Source organism: Chloroflexota bacterium (genome assembly GCA_034717495.1).
In the GTDB taxonomy this organism is placed as follows: domain Bacteria; phylum Chloroflexota; class Anaerolineae; order JAAEKA01; family JAAEKA01; genus JAYELL01.
The window spans coordinates 1-21365 of the sequence record JAYELL010000004.1 but is presented as its reverse complement, the minus strand read 5'-3'; the positions used below and the strand labels follow the sequence as shown (position 1 = coordinate 21365).

Genomic DNA, 21365 nt, shown 5'->3' with positions numbered 1-21365 from the left:
GCGTTTGGACCACGAAGGCGCGAAGGGTCACGCGCCAGCAGGCGTACCGTGAGGTAAGGACACGAAGCGCGAAGGGCACGAAGGAAGTTGACACCGGTCGGCGGTCAGCTTTCAGAAGACGGCGGACGGCTTTCAGAGGACCACAGACAACGGACGGCAGACGGCTTTCAGAAGACCGCAGACGGCGGACGGCAACGCGGCGATTGGGCGCCACGGCGATTGGGCGACACGGTGGTCTTCGGTCGGTGCGTTTGGACCACGAAGGCGCGAAGGGTCACGCGCCAGCAGGCGTACCGTGAGGTAAGGACACGAAGCGCGAAGGGCACGAAGGAAGTTGACACCGGTCGGCGGTCAGCTTTCAGAAGACGGCGGACCGCTTCCAGAAGACGGCAGACGGCGGACCGCAGACCGCTTCCAGAAGACGGCGGACCGCGGTCGGTGGTCGGTAACAGGCGGTCCGCGGTCGGTGGTCGGCGGTCAGCAGTCAGCGGTCGGTGGTCGGTAGAACTGCGAAACAGCAGTTACTAAGGGCGCAGGAGCCGGGCCAGGGTAGCTCCGTCGGGCACGGCCTGGGCGCCGGGTGCGGTGGTGGAGAGTCCACCGACGATGTTGCCGCAGCGCAGGCAATCCTGCAGGGACATGTCCTGCAGCAAACCATAGAGAAAACCGGCGTTGAAGCTGTCCCCCGCGCCGGTGGTGTCGACCACGTGGACCGCCAGCGCGGGCGAGCGGGCTGTTTCCTTGCCCCGCTGAGCGATTGCTCCCTGCGCGCCCAGCTTGATGATGACCATCGGCACGATCTGTGCCAGACGGGCCAGGGCGTCCTCGGCCGTGGCGGCACCGGTGAGCTGCAGTGCCTCTCCCTCGTTAGGAGCAAAGATGTCGACAGCGGCCAGCGCCTCCGCCAGGCCGGGATTGGCCAACGTACGATCGGTGTGCTGGCATTCCTGGTAGACCAGGATCTGGGAACGATTGGGCAAAGCGTTCACTGCCAGCAGATCGGGCCAAAAGGTCAGACCGGGCAACAGCAACACGCGCGGGCAGAGGCGTTCGACCAGGCCGACTGGAATGACTTCCTTGCGGTTGTCGACGTAGCTCACAATGGCCCGTTCGTTCTGGAAGGAGAAGGAACTGGCTACCCGCTGCATCGGCTGGGCGTGCTGCCGAAACAGGCTGGTGTCGAGCCCCTCCCTATCCGCCTGTTCCAGAACAAAGCGACTGAACAGGTCGGTACCGACGTCGGCCGGCCGCCCAAACGGTGCAGCGCCAGCACGGGGTAGAAAACGCCGCCAACAACCAGCTCGAAGCCGCTGGCGAAGATGTCGGCGCCCAGCCGCGGCATCTCGGGCAGGCCAGTGAAGATCAGGTCGCAGAAGTAATCGCCGGGGATGATGACGTCGTAGCGATCGCTCTTGAGGTCTATTGGGTGGCGGTATCCCCGAAATAGGCCATGCCGTGGTTGAAGATGGTTTTTCCGGTCATGATGGAGACCCGGGAAGGCACGCAAATCGGGCAATCGGCATAAGCGCGAGAGAAGGTGATCCCCTCGTGGGCCAGCGTATCAAAATGAGGGGTGCGCAGAAAGCCGGGCGCGTGGGGGCCGACGGTATCGAAACGCTGCTGGTCGGTGGTGATCAACAGGATATTGGGTTGGCCTGAAGGCATCGTTGTCATTCCTTTCTAATCGACTAGATGATCTCTCTGGCGTTGCGGTCGGGCAGTTCCGGGAATGGCCCATGAGGATCGGTTTGATACCAATAGACTACTGAAGAAATGTCATCCTGCAGGGGAAGGTAGCGCTGGTCGCTGCGCCATCCCAGTGCTTGAATGGTAACCCGTAAGTCGCGCTTGAAAAAGACCGGATCGAGGATATGAAATCGGTAAAGGGTGACCCGCGCGCCTGGCCTGTCAACCTCCCCGGTGACCAACTGGTACCCGAAATAGGGTGCGGAGTAGTTTCCGTCCGCGAAACACCAGGCGCCGCCGAAGTAATCTTCGGTGCCGGTCCCACAGATGGTGGGGTATTTATCATCGCCGTCAACGAACATCTTGATCTCGCCTTCACCCCACCAGCCGCTGTTGTTGGTCTGCCAGGCCATGAAAGTGCCCACGTATTGCCCCTGCCCCGAGATGCCATCAACCAGGGTATAATCGGTCATATAGGGCAAGGGGTTGGTACGCCGCCACTGCGCGTGGAAGTAGAGGGATTCCTCAGGGACCGGCTCCAGGGTGTAGTTGATAGTGTAGTATAACTGGGCCAGGTCGTGGGGGGAGTCGTTGTGCAGGGTGATCCGCGCGTGCTTGCGATAGGGCATTGGGAAAAAACAGTTCAGCCCCCGGACCGAGTTCACATTGATCGGCTGAGCCAGAATCCGCTGGCTGGCATTCCAGGAGCAACAGAAGAAGTCCCCGATGGGACATTCCACCGACGGCGTTGCCTCGTCGTCCCAGAAGATGCGCAGGATGATATCGCGGAAGAGCTTGTCGTCCAGGGTCATCCACATATGGCGGATGACGCCAGGGCCGTCGTTGTCCATGATCTCGACGGTTTGGCCGGCGGGAATGGAGAGGCAGGGTGATACCTTCCAGCCCTGCCCCAGTTCACTGGCGGCCTCGGCCGAGCCGGGGTGCAGGGTGTTTTCTGCCGTTGCCATGCCACCCTGTCCCTTTTCGGCGCGGAAGTTTTCGGCGCTCAACGAGCGGGACTCGGCATCGCGTTTTTCGAAGATGTTGTTCAGGTCAATGTTCATTTGGTTGATCCTCCATTGCGTGGGTTGCCAGAATATCATCAAAAAAACTCTGCGCCACGTCAACGGTGGGGATATAGGGATCGATGAGCAGCGCCTCCAATCACTTCGAACTGGTACTCATATCGAAACCAACCAGCGATTATTCTTCACCGGCGGGAGAGGTAGCATTGCTGGCATAACGAGCAACCAGCTCCGGTTGGGCCAGTTGCAAGCGCTGCGGCGGCAGATCGCGGGCAATGGCCTCCAGATCATCGACCACCATCTCGCCGATTTCCCATAGCCCCTCTTCTACCGAACCCGCCCGATGAGCGGAAAGCACCGCGCCCGTGGCATTACGGATGGGATGCTTCTGCCCCAATGGTTCGTTGGGAAACACATCGGTGGCCAGTTTGAAACGGCCGGCCAGGACGAGCTCGGTCAGGGCGTCGAAATCAACCACATGGGCCCGGCTCATCAGCACCAACACCGCGCCGGGCTGGATCAATTCCAGCAACTGGCGGGAGAGAAGCGCCCGGTTCTCGCTGCTGGGAACGGCCAGTACGAAAATCACCAGTGACGTTTGCAGCAGTTCCTCAAGGCTGACCGGCGCGACTCCCTGTCGTTGCAGATAGCCATCGCCCAGCCAGGGATCGTAGACCGAAATGGGGCAGTCAAAGGGAGCCAGCAGCGGCTTGAGGGCGCGGGCCAGGCTGCCGAAGCCAATGAAGCCCACCGGCTTGTCGAAGAGCAAGAATGTGCCTACGTTGCCCTCGTGTTGCCACTTCTCCTCGCCGGCCCGAAAGGCCTGATCGCCGAGGACGATGTTGCGGCTGGCGGCCAGGGCCATTCCCAGCGACATCTCCGCCACCTGCCGGGCAAAGGCGGGCGCGGCTGAAAGCACCCGGATTCCCCGCTCAAAACAGGTTGCATAATCCAGGTCCAGGGGAAAGCCGCCGGACACGGTGAGCAGCGCCCGGAGATTGCTGGCTTGCGCCAACACATCGCCATAGCGCCAATCGGCGGTGACAACCGCCCTGGCACGGGGTAGCGCCTCAAGAAAAGCCGGCATGGGCATAGGGTCGTCCTGGCCCCACACGACGTCGACGGTGCGGTGAAGCCGGTCCAGGTCGTGTGGAGAAAAGATCTCCGCCATGCGGCGAAAATGGGGGTCGACGATGACCAGAGGTTTGTTCGGCATATTTCCTCCAGAAAGAAGTATCTTCTACCTGGTTACGAAGTATGAGATTTGAACCAGCGGGTGTCGATGATCGGTTGGCCGCGGCGCAGGCGGTCCATGCTGATTACGAATTCCCGATAAAGAGCATATCTGAGTTAAACGGAGGCATCTTGATAGCGGAGCCTTGCTGCCTTGCGACGACCTCCGGTCGGGCGATCTGTTTATCGCCTAAAACAATCATTCTCCAATCGAGCCGGCTTAGATCGACAGCCAGTTGTATCTCCGTAGCGTAGGGACTATAGATCACCACTTTTGAGTGATCACCGGTGGCCGACATGCGAATGTTTGCGGTCGGATTCAGAATCTCCTGCCGGGGTTCAATATCAAACAGGTCGTATGTCTCAAAAAGCCAGCGGGCAAAGCCGCATTCCCAGGCGCCGTCAAATCTCAGGGCTGTACGCCAGTCGAAGGGTTCCTCGCAGCGGTACAGCAGTGGCCGGTCGTCGTCCATCGCCGGCGGGTAGGCATTGCCTTTTCGGTGCCACTGCCAGATTCCCTGTGCGCCATAGGCGATTCCTGCCTTGGCCCCGGAGAGAAGACTGAACCATGTCGCCTGTCTGATTTCCGCCGGGCCGTGGCGATGATCGTTGAACTCTAACCCTTCGTAGCAGGGCTCGCCGTTGATAATAGGCCGTTTGATGGGCTGGTGGTAAAAGGATTGGGCATAGGTGTAGCAGCGGGGACCGTGGTCATAGAAATGGCTGGACTGATACTGGTAGAAGTCAAGATGGGGCGACTCAAGAAGCAGGCGGGGGATTTCAACCGGATCGGGCGCGGGGGCGTCGATAAGGCCACCGCAGAGATGCAAGGAGGTCAAGGCTTGCGGCGTGATTCGTTTGACGGTTTCCAGCGCCGCGTAATAGTGTTCAGCTGCAATGTCTTTTTCAAAATTGGTGTCGCCGCTGACGAAGAAGATGGGGTTGAATCTGGCAAATCGTTTGGCTACGTACTCAACGTAGGGCGCGATTTGCTCCTTGGGCATCACGTCCCGATAGGCCAGGTTATCGAAAAAAGTACCGGGAACGTAATTGGACCACAACAGCACCAACGCCGGTATGAACCCCCGGTCGACGGCCATGGCCAGCATCTGTTCAGCGCGGTCAAAATAGGCATCGTTGAGTTGATGAAAGTCGTAAGTGCCGTCGCTGTTGAGGTTGAAGGGGTGGCGTTGGAGATCGGACTCGGAGCGGTCCCATTGAGCCAGGACATTGATCTGAAGCACATTGAAGCCCTGGCGCTGACGATAGGTCAGGTAATGGTCCCATTCCTGGCGGGAAGCATTGGTAAAGGCGCTCCAAACGGTATCGGCCAGGTAAAAGAACGGCCGGGCATTGCGGATGAAAATATCCCTGCTCTTTGATATCTCTAGTGAAGTCATAGGGTGACGATTCTGCCAACCGAAGCTGGGAGTAGAGCCATCGGGTCTACCCCCGGCAACAAGCGAAGCTGAGAATGGGTTCCGAAGTAGCGCCGGCGTAGAAATACTGAGCTGGCCACGCGGAGGGTTTATCCCTTGATGGCACCCTCCATGACCCCGGCCACAAACCATCTGCGGAATACAAGGTATACCAGCACCAAAGGCACGATCGATACAAAAACCCCATCAAGGGCAGGAGGGCAAGGAAAAAGGCGAATTCCGGCGCTCGAAACAGATAGATGGTCAGGAGGATGGTTGCAGCTAATCCTGCTTGCCAGACAATCTGCGCTGCCGTCAGGCTTCTGGGAATCAGCCATAAAGCCAGGAGCCAGAAGGGAATAAACAAGGGCAACAGACGCCACCCGAGTTGGCCCACCGGTCGTGAAAAAAGAAAGACGGTGACAGCCAGTACCCAGAACACAAACAGACTGCCCACCGCCAATATCATCATCCGCGAAGTGGATTCCAATAGATCAGCGATCGAGATCCTCAACTCGGACGCGGAACGGGTTGAAATGCGTTGGCTGTACAGCATGGGGCCTCCCGATAACCGACACCCTGTCTTTCACCTCAGCTCTGCAAATATGTGGCGGCAGGTTTGGTAAGCGGCGCCCCCGGCTGGAGCTATACATAACGTAGTGTCGAGGGCTGCTGTACGCCGACTGTGAGAGCGAGGGTTGGCGGCGGACCAGCCTGCATCGGCAGCATCTGCGCCCACGGCCTGTCCAGCCGCGCAGGGGGGGCATCCGGGCTCAATTGCGTCGAGCGGAGCTGGCTCGACGCCGGTGAAATTGAGACGGACCCGAAAACAACAGAAAGCCGATACGAAGTTCCGCGCCTCTCCTCGTTCAGTCTAGCACAAGAGGAGGGCGAAATCAAGCGGTGGCAACTGTCGGATCTCAGCCGGAATGGTTACCTGACCTTTTTCCTGCATGATTGACAATTTGCTTGCCACTGAATCATCTCCTGTCATGAAAGTCATACTGTCATACTTCATGACACAATCCTAGCATGCGCCGCCACGGTTGTCAACATTGGTATTGACATGCCGGATCGAATAGGCCGCGGTTCGTGGAAGGCAGAGAGATCATCCCGGTGGAGGAGGTTTTGCGGAAAGTTATGCCCCTGCAACGCCTTATCATGTTCGATGCGGGCATTCTGGCGGGTAATCGAAAAGCGGTTCTGGGCATAGAGGATCTGTGCCTGGGGATTTCCCGGCGAGGGAGTGCCGTAGAAGAAGGCCAGATCCTGGGCGTGGTGGCTGAGGCCCTCCATCGTGGACAATCACCCAGTGAACGGTCGCCAGAAGCTCCAGACCGAAGGGTGTCTGGAAGCCCTCCGCCAAGCGCACAACCCGGTCGAAACGGGCCAGGCTCTCGCCATGGTCCGCCAAGAAATCGGTTGCATCCTGTACAGCACCGGGAACCAGAAATATCTGCTTGTCGGGCACATCATCCCCGTCAGCGTAGCCTGTAACCAGGTGGCCTTCTATGGCGCGAAACACGTGGCGAAGGTTTTCGGCATAGGGACCATAGGGACCTTTCACGTAACAGCAGGTCCTTCAAGGAAAATCTCGATGTGTTACAAAATGCCTGGCCGGCGGCCTGGCGCAGGGCCAATCTCTGGTCCACGATGCCCACCTGATCCAGGTTGGCCTTCATATCGAGCACGGCCTGTTTGCTCGGTTCAAGCACCGCATCAAGCCGGCGGATGACCGTCATGGGCAGGATGACATCCCGGTACTTGCCGCGCACGTAGAGATCGCGCAGCACGTCGTCTGCAATGCCCCAGATGAAGTTGGTAATCCAGTTGAGTTGAGATGAGTCCATTTGGTTTTTTCGGTGGAAGCGCGGTGTGAAGATCCTATGGAGTACAAAGGATCTTCAAAGAAATGCGACCTGTCTTGCAGATAACGGCATTAGTCCCGTGGGTGCCCTGCGTGCCTCGGTGAGTGCTGACCCCAATTCGACCCCTCGGAACTGCTGAATGTGTGATGAGATCGAGAAGTGGGAGCTGGCGAACTGTGTCGTTACGCTGAGAGGAGCAGGCCGACAGAATGCTGCCCAGGTCAATGTCACTGCAGAATGGCGTCAACTTTTTGTCGCAAGTAACGAGGTCAGTTTCATCATATATCACGGTTTTGAGCAACGAGTCACAGGACAACTCGGGTTGGAAAAAGTCAGTTGGTCGGAGAAAGCAAAAGCGACTAACTGATACCATAGTCAGCTAGTCGCAATCGTGGGTTTTGGCTGGGGCGCAGGGACTCGAACCCCAACTTACTGATCCAGAGTCAGTTGTCCTGCCAATTAGACGACGCCCCAGTGCAGCGGAAATTCTACCACGATTGACCCTCTTTGACAAATGATCCGACGACGACGCAGGGACACGGGGAGGGGGACACGGCGACACGGGGATGGGGGGACACGGGGAGGGGGATGGGGGGACACGGGGACGCGGGGATGGGGGGACACGGGGACGCGGGGAGGGGGGACACGGCGACCCTTGGACTCTCCGACTCTCTAACATTCCGATCATCAAGGACCCATCGAACCGGTGGCAGCGGCAAGGATGGACAAAAGCTCTTCCTCGGTGAGCTGGATGGGGTTACCTTTCATACTGCTGGCCCGCTGTGCTTTCTCGATGATCTCGGGGAAAAGATCCGCGGTTACGCCGTAATCGGAAAGAGCGGGAAGGGCCAGTTTGTCCACCAGGGTTCCTACCCAGGCGACCCCATCGGTCGCCGCGGCATCGACCTGGCCGGTCAGCAGGCGGGCGACCTGGTCGTAGCGGGACAGGGCCGGGGACGCCGGGTCGCGGGTATGCAGTGCCTGCACATTGGCGGCCATGACGTGGGGCAGCAGGTTGGCGCAGATCACGCCATGAGGGGCCGGGAACATGCCGCCCATGGGGCCCGCAAAGCCATGCACGGCGCCCAAACCCGCGTTGGCCAGGGCCAATCCGCCAAACAGGCTGGTCACGGCCATGTCATAGCGCGCTGACGCGTCATCGCCATCCTGGCAGACAGCTTCCAGTGAACGGGCAGCGCGCACCATGGCCTCGCGGCATAGACCGTCGGTGAGGGGATTGGCGCGGTGGGAGACATAGGGCTCAACGACCTGGGTAAGGGCGTCCAGGCCGGTGCTGGCGGTGATCCCGGGAGGAAGGCTGTGGGTCAATTGGGGATCGACCAGCGCTATCGCCGGCAGCATGAAAGGGCTGCGCAGACTGACCTTGACGCCGTGCTGTGGGGATTTCAAAACGGCGTTGCGGGTTACCTCGGTGCCGGTACCGGCGGTGGTGGGAATGGCCAGGAAGGGGGCCGATGGCTCGGTGATGGGCAGGCCGCGCCCGATCACCTCAAGGTAATCCAGCGGCTCTCCGCCATTGGCTATCAACATGGCGATGGCCTTGCCCGCGTCCAGGACGCTGCCACCACCGATCGCGATGACCATGTCACAATCGGATTCCCGGGCCAGCGAAACGCCCTGCAGGACTGTCTGGGTGGTCGGTTCGTGGGTGACGGAGAAGATGGTCGTTTCCAGGCCTGTGGCTTGCAGCATTTCGATCAAGGGGAATCGATTCGCCTGGCTGCCGGTGACCAGCAAGGGAGACTGGCCCAGCGTTTGCCCGATGTCAGGCAGGTTGCCCAGGCTGCCGGGGCCGAAGAGAATGCGACGGGTGGTGGCAAATTCGAAAGCGAAGGGCATGGATGGTCTCCAGGTGGCATGGTTGTGGGGATGGATTATGCCATAGGGGGCGGTCGGGCGCCAGCGGGAGGGGGGACACGGGGAGGGGGGACACGGGGAGAGGGGACGCGGGGAGGAGGGGACACGGTGAGGGGGCGACACGGAGACGCGGGGACGCGGGGAGAGGGGCCTTCTCGCAATGACAATTGTGAGGCTGGGTTACGAAGCCTGATCCTCTGCAACCGGGAGGGATGTGCCCACGGCTGGGGCAGTGTCCTGATCGGTCCCTTTACCGTTGGGGTTGGTTTCCAGGGTGTTCAGCGCGGGGATGAAGAAAGCACCTACCCCCATGATGATACAGGTCAATCCACCGAGCAGGTACCAGAGCTGGACACCGAATGCGTCGGCGATCGGTCCGGCTACGGCCAGACTCAGGGGTGTCATGGCCATCGAGGCGCTGCCCAGCAGGGTGAAGACCCGTCCCTGCATATCAGGTGCCACCTCGGCCTGCATCAAGGCCATGATGGGCCCGTTGGTGATGGGGTTCATGACTCCTGCGATAAACAGCGCCAGCATGCCGAGAATGAAGGCGCCGGCCGGCAAAACACCCAGCATGGTAATTCCGACTCCCATGCCGATCAGGCCGAAAAGCGCAGTATGGACGCGCTTGCGGAATCCGCCCCAGGCACCCAGGACCAGGCCGCCCAGGACCACGCCGATGCCAAAGGCCGCCTCCATGCCGCCCAGGTGCCAGGCGGTGCCATCGTAGTTGTCGACAACCAAAATGGGCAGCAGGGTAAAGGCGGGATTGACCGTGAAATTGATGACCATGGCCATGACCATGATTATCATCAGGCCAGGCCAGCTCCAGACGTAACGAAGGCCCATCTTGACATCGGCCAGGACCGACGGTTTGTCTGCTGGAAGGGGCTCTTCTGTTTTGGGCGGTTGCGGCACATCGATCACAAGTAAGGGCACGATGGCGAAGGCGGCGGTCGCGACGTCGATCATCATGATGCGCTCTATGGACATCAGGCTGAGTAACAAAGCGCCCATGGGTGGGGCGACGATATTCATAGCGCCGTGCAAGGTCTGGTTGAGGCCGGCAACCCGGGACAGATGCTTATCCGGCACCATCAGTGAGGTGGATGCCTGCATAGCGGGCCAGTGGAAGGCGCCGGCCAACGCCCGGACGAACATGGTGATATACACGTGCCACGGCTCCATGAGCCCCTGCCAGGCAACGATGGCAAGCCCCAGGGTAGCCAATGCGCCGATAGCATCGGCGACCAGCATGACCCAGCGACGTTTCCAGCGATCTACCAGGGCACCTGCGAGAGGGCCAATAAAAATGCCAGGCAGAATGGCGACCATGGTCGCCGTCGCCAACACCGTGGCCGAGCCGGTTGATTCGGTCAGCCACCAGACCAGAGAGAATTGTACCAGGCTGCTGCCCAGGAGGGAGAGGGCCTGTCCGCCCCAGATGATGAAAAAGGGACGCATCTGTTTGAAATCACCGCTCATGAGTCGTTACGCTCCAGGGAGGTTCCGTCTGTTCAAAGAGTGATACGTTGCCAACGGCAAAAGGTTCCAGGGTGGTGACTGGTTTCTACCCGACAGAAAGAAGGTTAACACAGGAATTAAGAAAAGTCAATATAAACTTGAAGTTCCTCAATGAATAAGTGAATTTTTTGATAGAAACCCCGGCGGATGCAAGGCCATGGTATCCTGGATCGACGTGGCAGTCTCGTGCATTGTTGCGTCACAAAGGTTGGTTTCCGGAGAAACCTTGAGATTGCTTCGTCGGCCCGGGGGGCCTTCTCGCAATGACAATGTGGTGCACGCCTGTCGGCGAGAGCGTGCTTAGAAACTTGCCACGCCCAGGACTACCAATCGTCACGGGCGACCTCGATGGACTCCCGCGTTCCCCGCGTCCGCGAGGATGACCGCGGGAGCGACGCAACAGCGAGTTTTTTCCATGGGTGTTTGGCCCCCCTAACCCCCCAAAGGGGGGAATCCAGGTCAGATCACCCCCCTCTGGGGGGGCCGGGGGGGCTGTCCGGATGCCAACACGAGAGCAATGCCACTTTGAAACCTCAACCGGGATAGGCATGCCCGTGGGCCCCGGCGGGTTGACCAACTTCACAAACATGGTTACAATTCGATGGGCAGCGTCGATTCGATGTGTTATACTTGCTATTCAACTGGCCTGGGTGCCACGTCATGAACTTCTTTCAGCATCGTTGCGTCACCGAAAGGACCCTGTTTGCATGAACGCACGGATCACCGTCGTCGGTAGCCTCAATATGGACCTGGTGATTCGTTCGCCGCGTATTCCCCAACCGGGTGAAACGATTATCGGCCATGACCTTCATACCGTGCCCGGTGGCAAAGGCGCCAATCAGGCTGTAGCCGCGGCCCGGCTGGGTGCCAGGGTTGGCATGGTTGGCCGGGTAGGCGACGATGACTTCGGCCGGCCACTTCTTTTGAACCTGGCGGCCAACTGCGTCGATGCCCAGCACGTGATCAAACAATCGGGCGTAGCCAGCGGCGTCGCGATGATCATTGTCGACGATGCCGGCGAGAACTGCATCGTCGTGGCATCGGGCGCCAATGCTGAGCTTTCCCCGGCCGATGTGGATGCCGCCGAAGAAGCCATCGCCACCGCGGATCTTCTTCTTCTGCAACTGGAAAGCCCACTGGAAACGGTGGCGCACGCGGCTTCCGTGGCTCGTGCTCACGGCACCCCGGTTGTTCTGAATCCTGCCCCGGTGCCGGCCGATGCCCTTTCCGCGGACCTGCTGGAGATGGTGGATGTTCTGATTCCCAATCAAGGTGAAGCGCTGGCGCTGGCTGGCATTTCCCAATCCGACTCCGCCGATTTCGGGGCGGTTGCCTCGGCGGTACGGGAGCTGGGTCCTGATATCGTGGTGCTGACGCTGGGCAGCCAAGGCGCCCTGGTACTGGGACTGCAAGGCAGCCAAACAGTGCCTGCCTTTCCGGTTCAGGTTGTCGATACCACGGCTGCCGGCGATGCTTTCGTGGCAGGTCTCGCGGTGGCCATGGCAGAAGGAAAGCCGGTCTTCGAAGCGGCACGCTGGGGCAACGCGGCCGGCGCCCTGGCTGCTACGCGATTTGGCGCCCAACCTTCCTTGCCGGAGCGCCAGGACCTGCTTGGCCTGCTGGACGGCACCAGTGCATTGGTGGATTGAGCATGTCTGCTAACAGTGTCTCACTGCGACCATCGATAGGCGTGCGGGAGATCATGCAACGCTATGGCCTTGCACTCTCCTTTTTACTGTTGTGCGCTGCGCTGACTTTGCTCTCCGATCGTTTTCTGACGGTCGACAACATGGTCAACGTGTTGAAACAGTCGACGATCAATGGCATCATCGCCGTCGGCATGACCTTTGTCATCCTGACCGCAGGAATCGATCTCTCGGTCGGCTCGATTCTAGCCTTGAGCACCATTGTGTCAGCCGACATGATGCAAAAAGGTGTTGCCGTACCGGCGGCGGTGGGGATCGGGCTGGCGCTGGGTGCCCTGCTGGGACTGGTTAACGGCCTGGTGATCACGAAGGCGCGGGTGCCTCCCTTTGTGGCGACTCTGGGCATGATGACGATCGCGCGCGGGCTGGCCCTCACCTACAGCCAGGGCCGTCCCATCACCGGTTTGCCGGACAGCTTTCGCTTCATCGCCAAGGGTTCGATTGGTCCGATACCGATGCCCATCCTGATCATGGCCCTGGTCTACATTGTTAACTGGATTATTCTGAACCGCACGTTCATTGGCCAGTACATCTACGCATTGGGCAACAACCCGGTGGCTGCTCGCTACGCGGGCATCAACGTGGACCGGTACACCTCCTTTGTCTATGTGCTGGCCGGATTCCTGTCCGCGCTGGCCGGGATGATTCTGATTGCCCGCCTGAATTCCGCCCAGCCGACGGCCGGCCTGGCCTATGAGTTCGATGCCATCGCTGCGGTTGTCGTCGGTGGCACCAGTTTTGCCGGTGGCGAGGGTGGGCTTGGTGGCACCCTGCTGGGCGTGCTTGTCATTGCCGTCCTGAACAACGGCCTTAATCTGTTGAACGTACCTTCTTTTTACCAGCCGGTAGTCACCGGCGTTGTGATTGCCCTGGCACTGTTGGTGTACAAGGCTGTACGCTGACCATTCAAACCCATGGAGGATCGTGATGAAACATCGAAAGTATCTGATTTTTGCCCTGCTGATTGTGCTGACACTGATATTGACCCAGTGCGGCTCGCCGGGCCCGGCAGGTAGCGACAAGACCAGTATCGGGCTGTCGGTGTCGACGCTGAATAACCCATTCTTCGTAACGCTGCGGGACGGCGCCAATGGCAAGGCTCGTGAGTTGGGCGTTGACCTGGTGGTCACCGATGCCCAGGATGACCCGGCCAAGGAGGCCACCAATATCGAGGATCTGATTCAACAGGGCGTGGCTGCTTTGCTGGTCAATCCCACCGATGGGGACTCTGTGATTCCCTCCATTCAAAAGGCCAACGCGGCGGGGATTCCCGTCTTCACCATTGACCGTGGTGCCAATGGGGGTGAGATCGTCGCCCATATCGCCTCCGACAATGTGGCGGGTGGCCGGAAGGCAGCCGCTTACATTTGCGAGACCCTGGGCGGATCGGGCAACGTTGTCGAGATGGAGGGCATTGCCGGCACGTCGGCAGCCCGTGAGCGAGGGCAGGGATTCAACGAGTATCTGGCGGAAGAGTGCCCCGGTCTGGAAATCGTGGCCAAACAGACGGCCAATTTCAACCGGGACGAGGGGTACACCGTCTTCGAGAATATTCTTCAGGCTAACCCGGAGATCGATGGTGTCTTTGCCCACAATGATGAGATGGTTCTGGGTGCGATCGAGGCGGCCGAAGCTGCCGATCGTGCCGAAGGGATCGTCTTCGTGGGCTTCGACGCCATCAATGATGCCAAGCGGGCCATTGACCGTGGCAGGCTGCAGGGTACCGTCGCCCAGCTTCCGTCGGAAATGGGTATTCTGGGTGTACAGACCGCCGTGGATCATCTGGCCGGCAAGGATGTGAGCGACTATATCCCGGTGGACCTTGCGCTTGTGACGGCTGAGGCGGTAGAGAAGGTCGATGATGCGGGCACGGCTGTGTTGACCCGCATTGGCCTCTCTCTCTCCACGCTGAATAATCCCTTTTTCGTGAGCCTGGCGGAAGGTGCCCAGGATGCCGTCAAGGCAGGTGGATTCGAGCTGATCGTCACCGATGCCCAGGATGACTCTGCCAAGGAGGCTGCCAACATCGAAGACCTGATCCAGCAGAAGGTCCGGGCGATCATTGTCAATCCGACCGACAGCGACGCGGTTGTGCCGTCGATTCAGAAGGCCAACCAGGCTGGCATTGCGGTCTTTACCGTGGATCGCGGCGCCAATGGGGGCGAGATTGTCTCCCACATCGCTTCCGACAACGTTCAGGGTGGCGAAACGGCCGGCGCTGCTTTGTGCGAAATTCTGGGCGGTGTTGGCAATGTGGTTGAGCTGGAGGGAATCGCCGGCACGTCGGCTGCCCGGGATCGCAGCGAAGGTTTCAACAAGGTCATGGCCAGTGAGTCATGTTCGGGCATCGAAATCATCGCCAGGCAGACGGCCAACTTCAGCCGGGATGAGGCCTACACGGTGTTTGAGAACATCCTGCAGGCCGAGCCCGAGATCGATGGTGTCTTTGCCCACAACGATGAGATGATCCTGGGCGCCATCGAGGCGTCGGACGCGGCGCGCCGGACGCGGGAGATCACCTTCGTCGGTTTCGATGCTATCGACGCTGCGCGGCTGGCCGTCGAATCGGGGGTGCTGGCGGCAACGGTTGGCCAGTTGCCCTGGACCATGGGCAACGAGAGTGTCAAAATTGCCATCGACCACATCGGTGGGGCCGAGGTGCCCGACTATAAGCCCATCGAGTTGGCGTTGATCTCCGGTTCTGGCATGGTTAGCCAGCCTGCCGGCGACTATACGATCGGACTGTCGCTTTCCACGCTCAACAATCGTTTCTTCGTGGATCTGCAGGAGGGCGCCAAGAGTCAGGCTGACATCCAGGGTGTCAAGTTGATCGTCACCGATGCCCAGGACGATCCGGCCAAGGAAGCGACCAATATCGAGGATCTGATCCAGCGGGGTGTCAACGCCTTGCTGATCAACCCCACCGATGCGGACGCCATTGTGCCTTCGATCCAGAAGGCCAATCAGGCGGGGATCCCGGTGTTGACCGTCGATCGTGCGGCGGCCGGTGGAGAGATCGTGGGCCATATCGCCTCCGACAATGTTTTCGGCGGGCAGATGGCTGGCGAATATCTTTGTGAAGCGCTCGAAGGCAGCGGCAAGGTAGTGGAGCTTCAGGGAATCGCCGGCACATCGGCAGCCCGGGAGCGCGGCCAGGGCTTCAACGAGTATCTGGCGGCGGAGTGTCCCGGCCTGGAGATCGTGGCCCAGCAGACAGCCAACTTCAACCGGGATGAGGGCTATACGGTGTTCGAGAACATCCTGCAGGCCCAGTCGGAGATCGACGCCGTCTTCGCTCACAACGATGAAATGATCCTGGGTGCGCTGGAGGCAGCTGAGGACGCCGGACGAGCCGATGAGATCAACTTCACAGGCTTCGACGCCGTCTACGATGCCCTGCTTGCGGTCGATAGTGGGCGGTTGGATGCCACCATTGCACAGAAGCCCAGGACCATGGGGTTGCTGGCGGTGGAGAATGCGGTCAAGTTCCTGAACGGCGATCCAATCGTGGAGTACATACCGGTCCAGTTGGGCCTGGTCACCCTGGAGACCATTATCGAGTACGCACCCTCGTTCACGCAATAGGAATCGTAGTCCTAAGCTGGATGAGTCAGAGGAACGCCGATTACGAAGACCTTCGGCGCAGATTATCGCTGATCTTTTTTTGATTGATCAGCGATAATCTGCGTTCATCAGCGTCATACTTCGGCTACGCTCACCGTCAGGTGCCCCGGAGTGGGCAGCACAGGTCTGCGGTTCATTCAGGTCTGATGCATCAAATCGCGGTGTTTTCTGCAGTTGACCGGTTACCCTGAAGGAGCTTCACCCAGCCTGAACTTCTTTCGGCAGCACCTGGTGTTGCTCATGCCGCCGTCATTGACAAGTGACTATCGACAATCGATTATTGACCATTTCACTGTGACCGACTCCCCTGACAAGACCTTCCTGCAGATGGAAGGAATCTCAAAATCATTCCCCGGTGTTCAGGCTCTCGACCAGGTTGACTTCGAGGTAGCACCGGGTGAGATACATGCCCTGGTGGGTGAAAACGGCGCCGGCAAAAGTACCTTGATGAAGATACTGACCGGCGCCCAGCCCAGCGATCAGGGACGAATCCTGTTGCGGGGCCGCCAGGTGGATATCAACTCGCCTTCCGATGCTCAGGATCTGGGCATCAGCATGATCCACCAGGAATTGTCGCTGATCCCCTACCTGACGGTGGGTCAAAACATCTACCTGGGTCGGGAACCGCAGCGGGCCATCCCATCCTTCATCGACTGGTCCTGCCTCTACGATGACTCCCAGCGGCTGCTTGATCGTCTCGATATGGAGATTGATCCCAGGTCCGAGGTGATGGGCCTGAGCATCGCGCAGCAGCAGATGATTGAGGTGGCAAAAGCCCTCTCGCTCAGTGCCGATTTGATCGTGATGGATGAACCGACTTCGGCCCTGACAGACAGGGAGACCGACATCCTGTTTCAGCAAATGCGATCCCTGCGGGCGGACGGGGTGTCGCTCATCTTCATCTCTCATCGCCTGGAGGAGATCTTCGAGATCGCTGACCGGGTCACTGTGCTGCGCGATGGCAAGACCGTTGGCACCGTGCGAAGCTCTGACGTGGACGAGGAGAGGATCGTGCAGATGATGGTTGGACGGGAGTTGGGGGAGATGTATCCGAAGGCAGCAACCGAAAAAAGAGAGGTCGTGCTGGAGGCTCGCGATCTGGAGGATGGCCGAGAGCTGCATGGTGTGAACCTGCAGCTTCACCGGGGCGAGATCCTGGGCATCGCCGGCCTGGTGGGCGCGGGTCGGACAGCGCTGGCGGAAACACTCTTTGGAATCCGGCCGGTCAAGGGGGGGCAGATTCTCTTCGAGGAGGAGGAGGTACGACTCAGGTCGCCGTCGGATGCCATCGAACTGGGGATTGGCCTGGTGCCTGAGGATCGCAAGCAACTGGGATTGTTCATGAGCATGGCGGTGCGCAATAATATTACCATCAGTTCTATGGACCAGGTAACCGCGGGTGGTTTTCTGAACTTCTCCAGCATCAATCGCCTGGCCGGGGAATTCGTGGAAAAGCTGGACATTCGAACACCCAGCCTGTTGCAGCGTGTGGGCAATCTCTCGGGCGGTAACCAGCAGAAGGTCGTCATCGCGCGCTGGCTGACTCTCGAGCCCAGGGTGCTTATCCTGGATGAACCGACCCGGGGCATCGATGTGGGCGCCAAGGCCGAAATCCACGGCCTGATGAGTCAACTGGCTCAGGAGGGGGTTGGGGTGCTGATGATCTCATCGGAACTGCCGGAGGTGCTGGGGGTGAGCGACCGCATCCTGGTAATGCACGAGGGTCGAATTGAGGGGGAGTTCAGCCGGGATGAGGCCAATCAAGATGACATAATGCGGGCAGCTACGGGAACGATGGCTGCGATGAACTCTGGCAATGGTGGGTTGCATGGGCAATAGCTCTTTTCAACTGACGGGCGTGCTTCGCCGCTTCAGCGTTTTGATCATCTTCATGGTGATCTGCCTGGTTTTTGTTGTTCTTTCGCCTGATTTCCGCACCCGTTCGAACCTGATCAACGTGGCGCTGCAGACCTCGATGATCGCCATCGTTGCAATCGGCATGACCTTCACCATGCTTACGGCTGGAATCGATCTTTCTGTGGGCTCGGTGATGGCGCTGGCGGGGGTCCTGGCCGCCGGACTGGCGGTGAATCAGGGGCTGGGCACGGTTCCCGGGATCGCCCTGGCTTTGCTGGCGGGCGCGGCATTGGGAGGCATCAATGGTCTTATGATCGTCAAGGGGGGCATGCCACCTTTTGTGGCAACCCTGGCCATGCTGGCAATTGCCCGGGGACTCACGCTGGTGTATACCGAAGGCCGGCCCATTGCCGGACTGGATGAGCTTTTCATCTGGTTGGGAAACGGCAAAATCCTTGGAATCCCCGTGCCGGTGGTCATCATGATCGTGCTGGCCGTGGTGGCGTGGATCATCCTGCGCCATACCCGTTTTGGCCTGCATGTGTATGCCACTGGAGGCAACGAGGAGACGGCCCGCTTGGCAGGAATCCCGACGCAGCGGGTCATTCTGGCCGTGTATGTGATATGTGGTTTCACCGCGGCGTTAGGGGGTGTGCTATTGACGGCACGCCTGTGGTCTGCTCAGCCCAACGCAGCCGTGGGCTGGGAACTGGACGCGATTGCCGCGCCGGTGCTGGGTGGCACCAGCCTCTTCGGCGGGGTCGGCGGAATCGGGGGCACGCTGGTAGGCGCGTTTATTATCGGGGTATTGTCCAATGGCCTCAATCTGATGGGAGTGCCATCTTATTCCCAACAGGTCATCAAAGGTGTGATATTTATCCTGGCTGTAATGCTCGACCTGTTCAGCAAGCGCCGGAGGTAGAGTCCGGCGTCCGTCGATCAGTCTTCTTTGTTATCCCCGTTGTCGAAACCGGCCAGCAGATCTCCCAACTCTTCTTCCCAGATATCGTCCAGGGGCATGTAGGGTTTTTCGGTGAATTCCTCGTCGACCTTTTTCATGAAGTCCCGGACCTTCAATTCGGGCATCATGCGGTCCAGGTCGGCGATCTTGTCTGCCATGGAAGCAACCAGGTCGTCGGCATATTGCTCCAGTTGAGACAGGTCCATTCTCAGGTCATACAGACGATTGATGCGCCTGAGAAGCTCATACCAGGCTTTGAAGTCATTGTCGATCCGGACACCCTGCACCATCTCATCCTGATCGGAAAAGTCGTAAGCGGGGACGTAGGCGTAAAAGATCACCATTTCGATCCCCCTTTGTTTGGCCAGATCGACAATGAAGGTGCCAATGGTCGCGCCGCCCTGATATTCAGAGAATCTAACGGAATAATCAGCCAATTGCTCTTGCATGGCAGGCAGGCTAAAGACGCAGGAGACATCTCTCTCCCTGTCGTAGGGCATTGAGCCATAGACACCTGCTACTGCGGCGATGCGCTTCACCCCCAGGGCCTCGGCAGCATCCAGGAATGCCTGGGCGTAGCGGTCGGCATCGAGGTGGGGTTCCTCACCCAGGAAGATGGCCATGCCATTGTTCACCTGATCGCTGAAATAGATATTGTTGCTTCGATGTTCCATGGCGGCGATCTGGCCATCCTTAAGAGTGACCTCCGGCCGCAGGAAGTGATGGGTACCTGGAATCTGAAAAAGGTAAAAACCGTCGGGGTTTATCTCACCGATTCGCCTGGCATCGCCATGTTTGATCAGGTATTCGGGCAGGCCAGAGGAGATGTTTCCCGCGTCGGCCCATTGGTACCAGCCAGCAATCATCACGGCCGGTGGTGTTTTCGGTTGTTCCCAGAAATGAATCAACTCGGCCATATCAAGTCCTCCCGGGCTAATTGTCAATGGTTACCGGTCAATTGCCAATTGTCAATATTGGAGGGATAGCGCAAGAAGCCGTGTGCCATCCCGGCATGTCGAATTGCATTGATCCACAAGGAGTTATGGAACCTTTGGTGGGGGATCTTCAAGGGCAAGCTCCCGCGCTTTTCGATAGGATGATACAACGAATACGATAATCAGGGCGGTTGCCACAAGGCCGACCAGGACATCATAGATGGAGATCATCCCGATGACCGGAAGCGTAAACCAGATCGCACCAAGGAAGAACATCAGGGCATTGAGGATGACCAGCAATGCCCGCATCTCTGTCGGGCCGAACCTGCCATAGGAGATTTTAAAGACGCCATCCACGTAGGTCGTGACATAGACCAACACCGACATGAGCAGGTATCCGATAAGGGCCATGGCTGCGAAGTCGAATCGGATAAAGAGGGTCAGCCCCAGGCCAAGGATGACCACCATCTCGTTGAAGGCGTCCACAGTATGATCGACGAAGAAGCCATATTTTGGCCGCCGGATGTTGCGATAGCGTGCCAGGGTGCCATCCAGGCTGTCACCGAACCAATTGATGAAAAGGCCCAGGCTGGCCACCCAGAACCAGGCAGGGTTGCTGCGACTCAGCCAGTAGCTGATGGCAATAATGAACGCGCCAATCGTGCCGATAATCGTCAGAACATCGGGAGTGACCCAGGCTGGCATGTGAGCGGCAAACCACTGCAGGGCAGGCCGTTCCAGTGGCCCAAGCAGAATATCATTGACCCTTTCGTGGGGCTTCATCTTTGACATCAGGGCCTCCTAGCCTGGACAAGCCAGAACCTGTGCTTCGGCTTCGCTCAGCACAGCGCTGCGGTTGTGGTTTTTTCTTTTCAGCGCTGATTGCGCGGACCTTCGGCGCAGATCCTCGCTGATCTTTTCCGATCCTTTTTTGATCAATCGGTTTCGAGTTTCAGGACGAAATTTTCCTCGTGGCGCCTGGCGTCCACGAACGATTTGATGGCAATCACCTGGTTAATCCCGCAAAGGGTCGCCGTAGCCGTCTGTACGGATGTACGTTCTTGATGCTCGCCAGGGTCGCTGTCGGCAGTGGATCGAAACAGTTGCGGGAAGAACAATCCCTGGAGGGAAACGATCAGTCCCAGTGCGGAGACTGCGGTGGCGCCGTGCATTGCTGCAGCAGCCTTTTCGTCGTCGGTGACGGCTACCAGGCTCAGGATCACCATGGGAAAACCCACAAATGCGGGAAACAGAGCGGTGATGTGCTTCTTGGGTGTCGAGATGTAGGCCAGGATGCCGATGATACTGAGCAGTATACCGATTATGGTCGAAAAAACTTTGACCATGCGTGGCTCCTTTCAAGAATGCAGGGCCGGCTGGAGGAGTGCCATTCCCTTTTATTATACCCTGTCTTGGGCGCCAGAACAACTGAGGACGGCGGTCCGCGGTCATCGGGTGACACGGGGACGCGGGGACGCGGGGAGGGTTTGGACCACGAAGGCGCGAAGGGTCGCGAAGGAAGCGAAGCGCGAAGGGCGCGAAGGGCGCGAAGGACGCGGGGACGCGGGGAGGGTTTGGACCACGAAGGCGCGAAGGGTCGCGAAGGAAGCGAAGCGCGAAGGGCGCGAAGGACGCGGGGAGGGTTTGGAC

17 protein-coding genes, 1 tRNA gene and 2 pseudogenes are annotated in these 21365 nt (G+C 59.1%); 5 read left to right on the top strand and 15 right to left on the bottom strand.

The features are described 5' to 3' along the window. Positions 1-524: 524 nt before the first annotated feature. The 12 genes and pseudogenes from U9R25_01930 to U9R25_01875 form a co-directional block, all read right to left on the bottom strand. On the bottom strand, positions 525-1148 hold the full coding sequence (locus U9R25_01930) for a PfkB family carbohydrate kinase (GenBank protein ID MEA3334637.1): 624 nt from the start codon (positions 1146-1148) through the stop codon (positions 525-527). Positions 1149-1419: 271 nt separating this feature from the next. After that, positions 1420-1665: a sulfatase-like hydrolase/transferase gene (locus U9R25_01925; protein MEA3334636.1), complete on the bottom strand. Its 246-nt coding sequence runs from the start codon at positions 1663-1665 to the stop codon at positions 1420-1422. A 23-nt stretch (positions 1666-1688) separates the two neighbouring features. Then, complete coding sequence (locus tag U9R25_01920; protein MEA3334635.1) at positions 1689-2750, bottom strand: glycoside hydrolase family 172 protein; 1062 nt, start codon at positions 2748-2750, stop codon at positions 1689-1691. 139 nt (positions 2751-2889) lie between these two features. Further along, positions 2890-3927, bottom strand: a complete 1038-nt coding sequence (locus U9R25_01915) for an NAD(P)-dependent oxidoreductase (GenBank protein ID MEA3334634.1) — start codon at positions 3925-3927, stop codon at positions 2890-2892. Positions 3928-4030: 103 nt separating this feature from the next. Next, a complete protein-coding gene (locus tag U9R25_01910; GenBank protein MEA3334633.1) occupies positions 4031-5344 on the bottom strand; it encodes a DUF4038 domain-containing protein in 1314 nt (437 codons plus the stop codon). A 46-nt stretch (positions 5345-5390) separates the two neighbouring features. Next, entirely contained in the window at positions 5391-5834 is a 444-nt protein-coding gene (locus tag U9R25_01905; protein MEA3334632.1) for a hypothetical protein, read from the bottom strand. 542 nt (positions 5835-6376) lie between these two features. Further along, positions 6377-6658, bottom strand: a complete 282-nt coding sequence (locus U9R25_01900) for a hypothetical protein (GenBank protein MEA3334631.1) — start codon at positions 6656-6658, stop codon at positions 6377-6379. 7 nt (positions 6659-6665) lie between these two features. After that, positions 6666-6932: pseudogene (locus U9R25_01895) on the bottom strand (Appr-1-p processing protein). Between the two features lie 4 nt (positions 6933-6936). Next, positions 6937-7212: pseudogene (locus U9R25_01890) on the bottom strand (type I restriction-modification system subunit M N-terminal domain-containing protein). Between the two features lie 417 nt (positions 7213-7629). Then, positions 7630-7704, bottom strand: a tRNA-Gln gene (locus U9R25_01885). Positions 7705-7917: 213 nt separating this feature from the next. Then, on the bottom strand, positions 7918-9090 hold the full coding sequence (locus tag U9R25_01880; protein MEA3334630.1) for an iron-containing alcohol dehydrogenase: 1173 nt from the start codon (positions 9088-9090) through the stop codon (positions 7918-7920). A 198-nt stretch (positions 9091-9288) separates the two neighbouring features. Continuing rightward, positions 9289-10593, bottom strand: a complete 1305-nt coding sequence (locus tag U9R25_01875) for an MFS transporter (GenBank protein ID MEA3334629.1) — start codon at positions 10591-10593, stop codon at positions 9289-9291. Positions 10594-11339: 746 nt separating this feature from the next. Here U9R25_01875 and rbsK point away from each other — a divergent pair. The 5 genes from rbsK to U9R25_01850 all read left to right on the top strand — a co-directional run bounded on the left by rbsK (position 11340) and on the right by U9R25_01850 (position 18741). Further along, complete coding sequence (rbsK, locus tag U9R25_01870; GenBank protein MEA3334628.1) at positions 11340-12281, top strand: ribokinase; 942 nt, start codon at positions 11340-11342, stop codon at positions 12279-12281. Positions 12282-12334: 53 nt separating this feature from the next. Further along, on the top strand, positions 12335-13240 hold the full coding sequence (gene rbsC / locus U9R25_01865) for a ribose ABC transporter permease (protein MEA3334627.1): 906 nt from the start codon (positions 12335-12337) through the stop codon (positions 13238-13240). A gap of 25 nt (positions 13241-13265) precedes the next feature. After that, a complete protein-coding gene (locus U9R25_01860; protein MEA3334626.1) occupies positions 13266-15923 on the top strand; it encodes a D-ribose ABC transporter substrate-binding protein in 2658 nt (885 codons plus the stop codon). Positions 15924-16136: 213 nt separating this feature from the next. After that, positions 16137-17801 (top strand): sugar ABC transporter ATP-binding protein, encoded by a 1665-nt coding sequence (locus tag U9R25_01855; protein MEA3334625.1) that lies wholly within the window; start codon positions 16137-16139, stop codon positions 17799-17801. Then, on the top strand, positions 17791-18741 hold the full coding sequence (locus tag U9R25_01850; protein MEA3334624.1) for a ribose ABC transporter permease: 951 nt from the start codon (positions 17791-17793) through the stop codon (positions 18739-18741). The genes U9R25_01855 and U9R25_01850 overlap by 11 nt, the downstream gene beginning before the upstream one ends. A gap of 17 nt (positions 18742-18758) precedes the next feature. On the opposite strand, the gene U9R25_01845 is transcribed toward U9R25_01850, so the two are convergent. The 3 genes from U9R25_01845 to U9R25_01835 all read right to left on the bottom strand — a co-directional run bounded on the left by U9R25_01845 (position 18759) and on the right by U9R25_01835 (position 21061). Next, the gene (locus U9R25_01845) at positions 18759-19697 is read right to left on the bottom strand and encodes a PAC2 family protein (GenBank protein ID MEA3334623.1); all 939 of its coding nucleotides are present in this window, start codon (positions 19695-19697) and stop codon (positions 18759-18761) included. A gap of 123 nt (positions 19698-19820) precedes the next feature. Continuing rightward, positions 19821-20507 (bottom strand): CDP-alcohol phosphatidyltransferase family protein, encoded by a 687-nt coding sequence (locus U9R25_01840; protein MEA3334622.1) that lies wholly within the window; start codon positions 20505-20507, stop codon positions 19821-19823. A gap of 143 nt (positions 20508-20650) precedes the next feature. Beyond that, positions 20651-21061, bottom strand: coding sequence for a hypothetical protein (locus tag U9R25_01835; GenBank protein MEA3334621.1), 411 nt, complete (start codon positions 21059-21061; stop codon positions 20651-20653). Positions 21062-21365 lie beyond the last annotated feature (304 nt).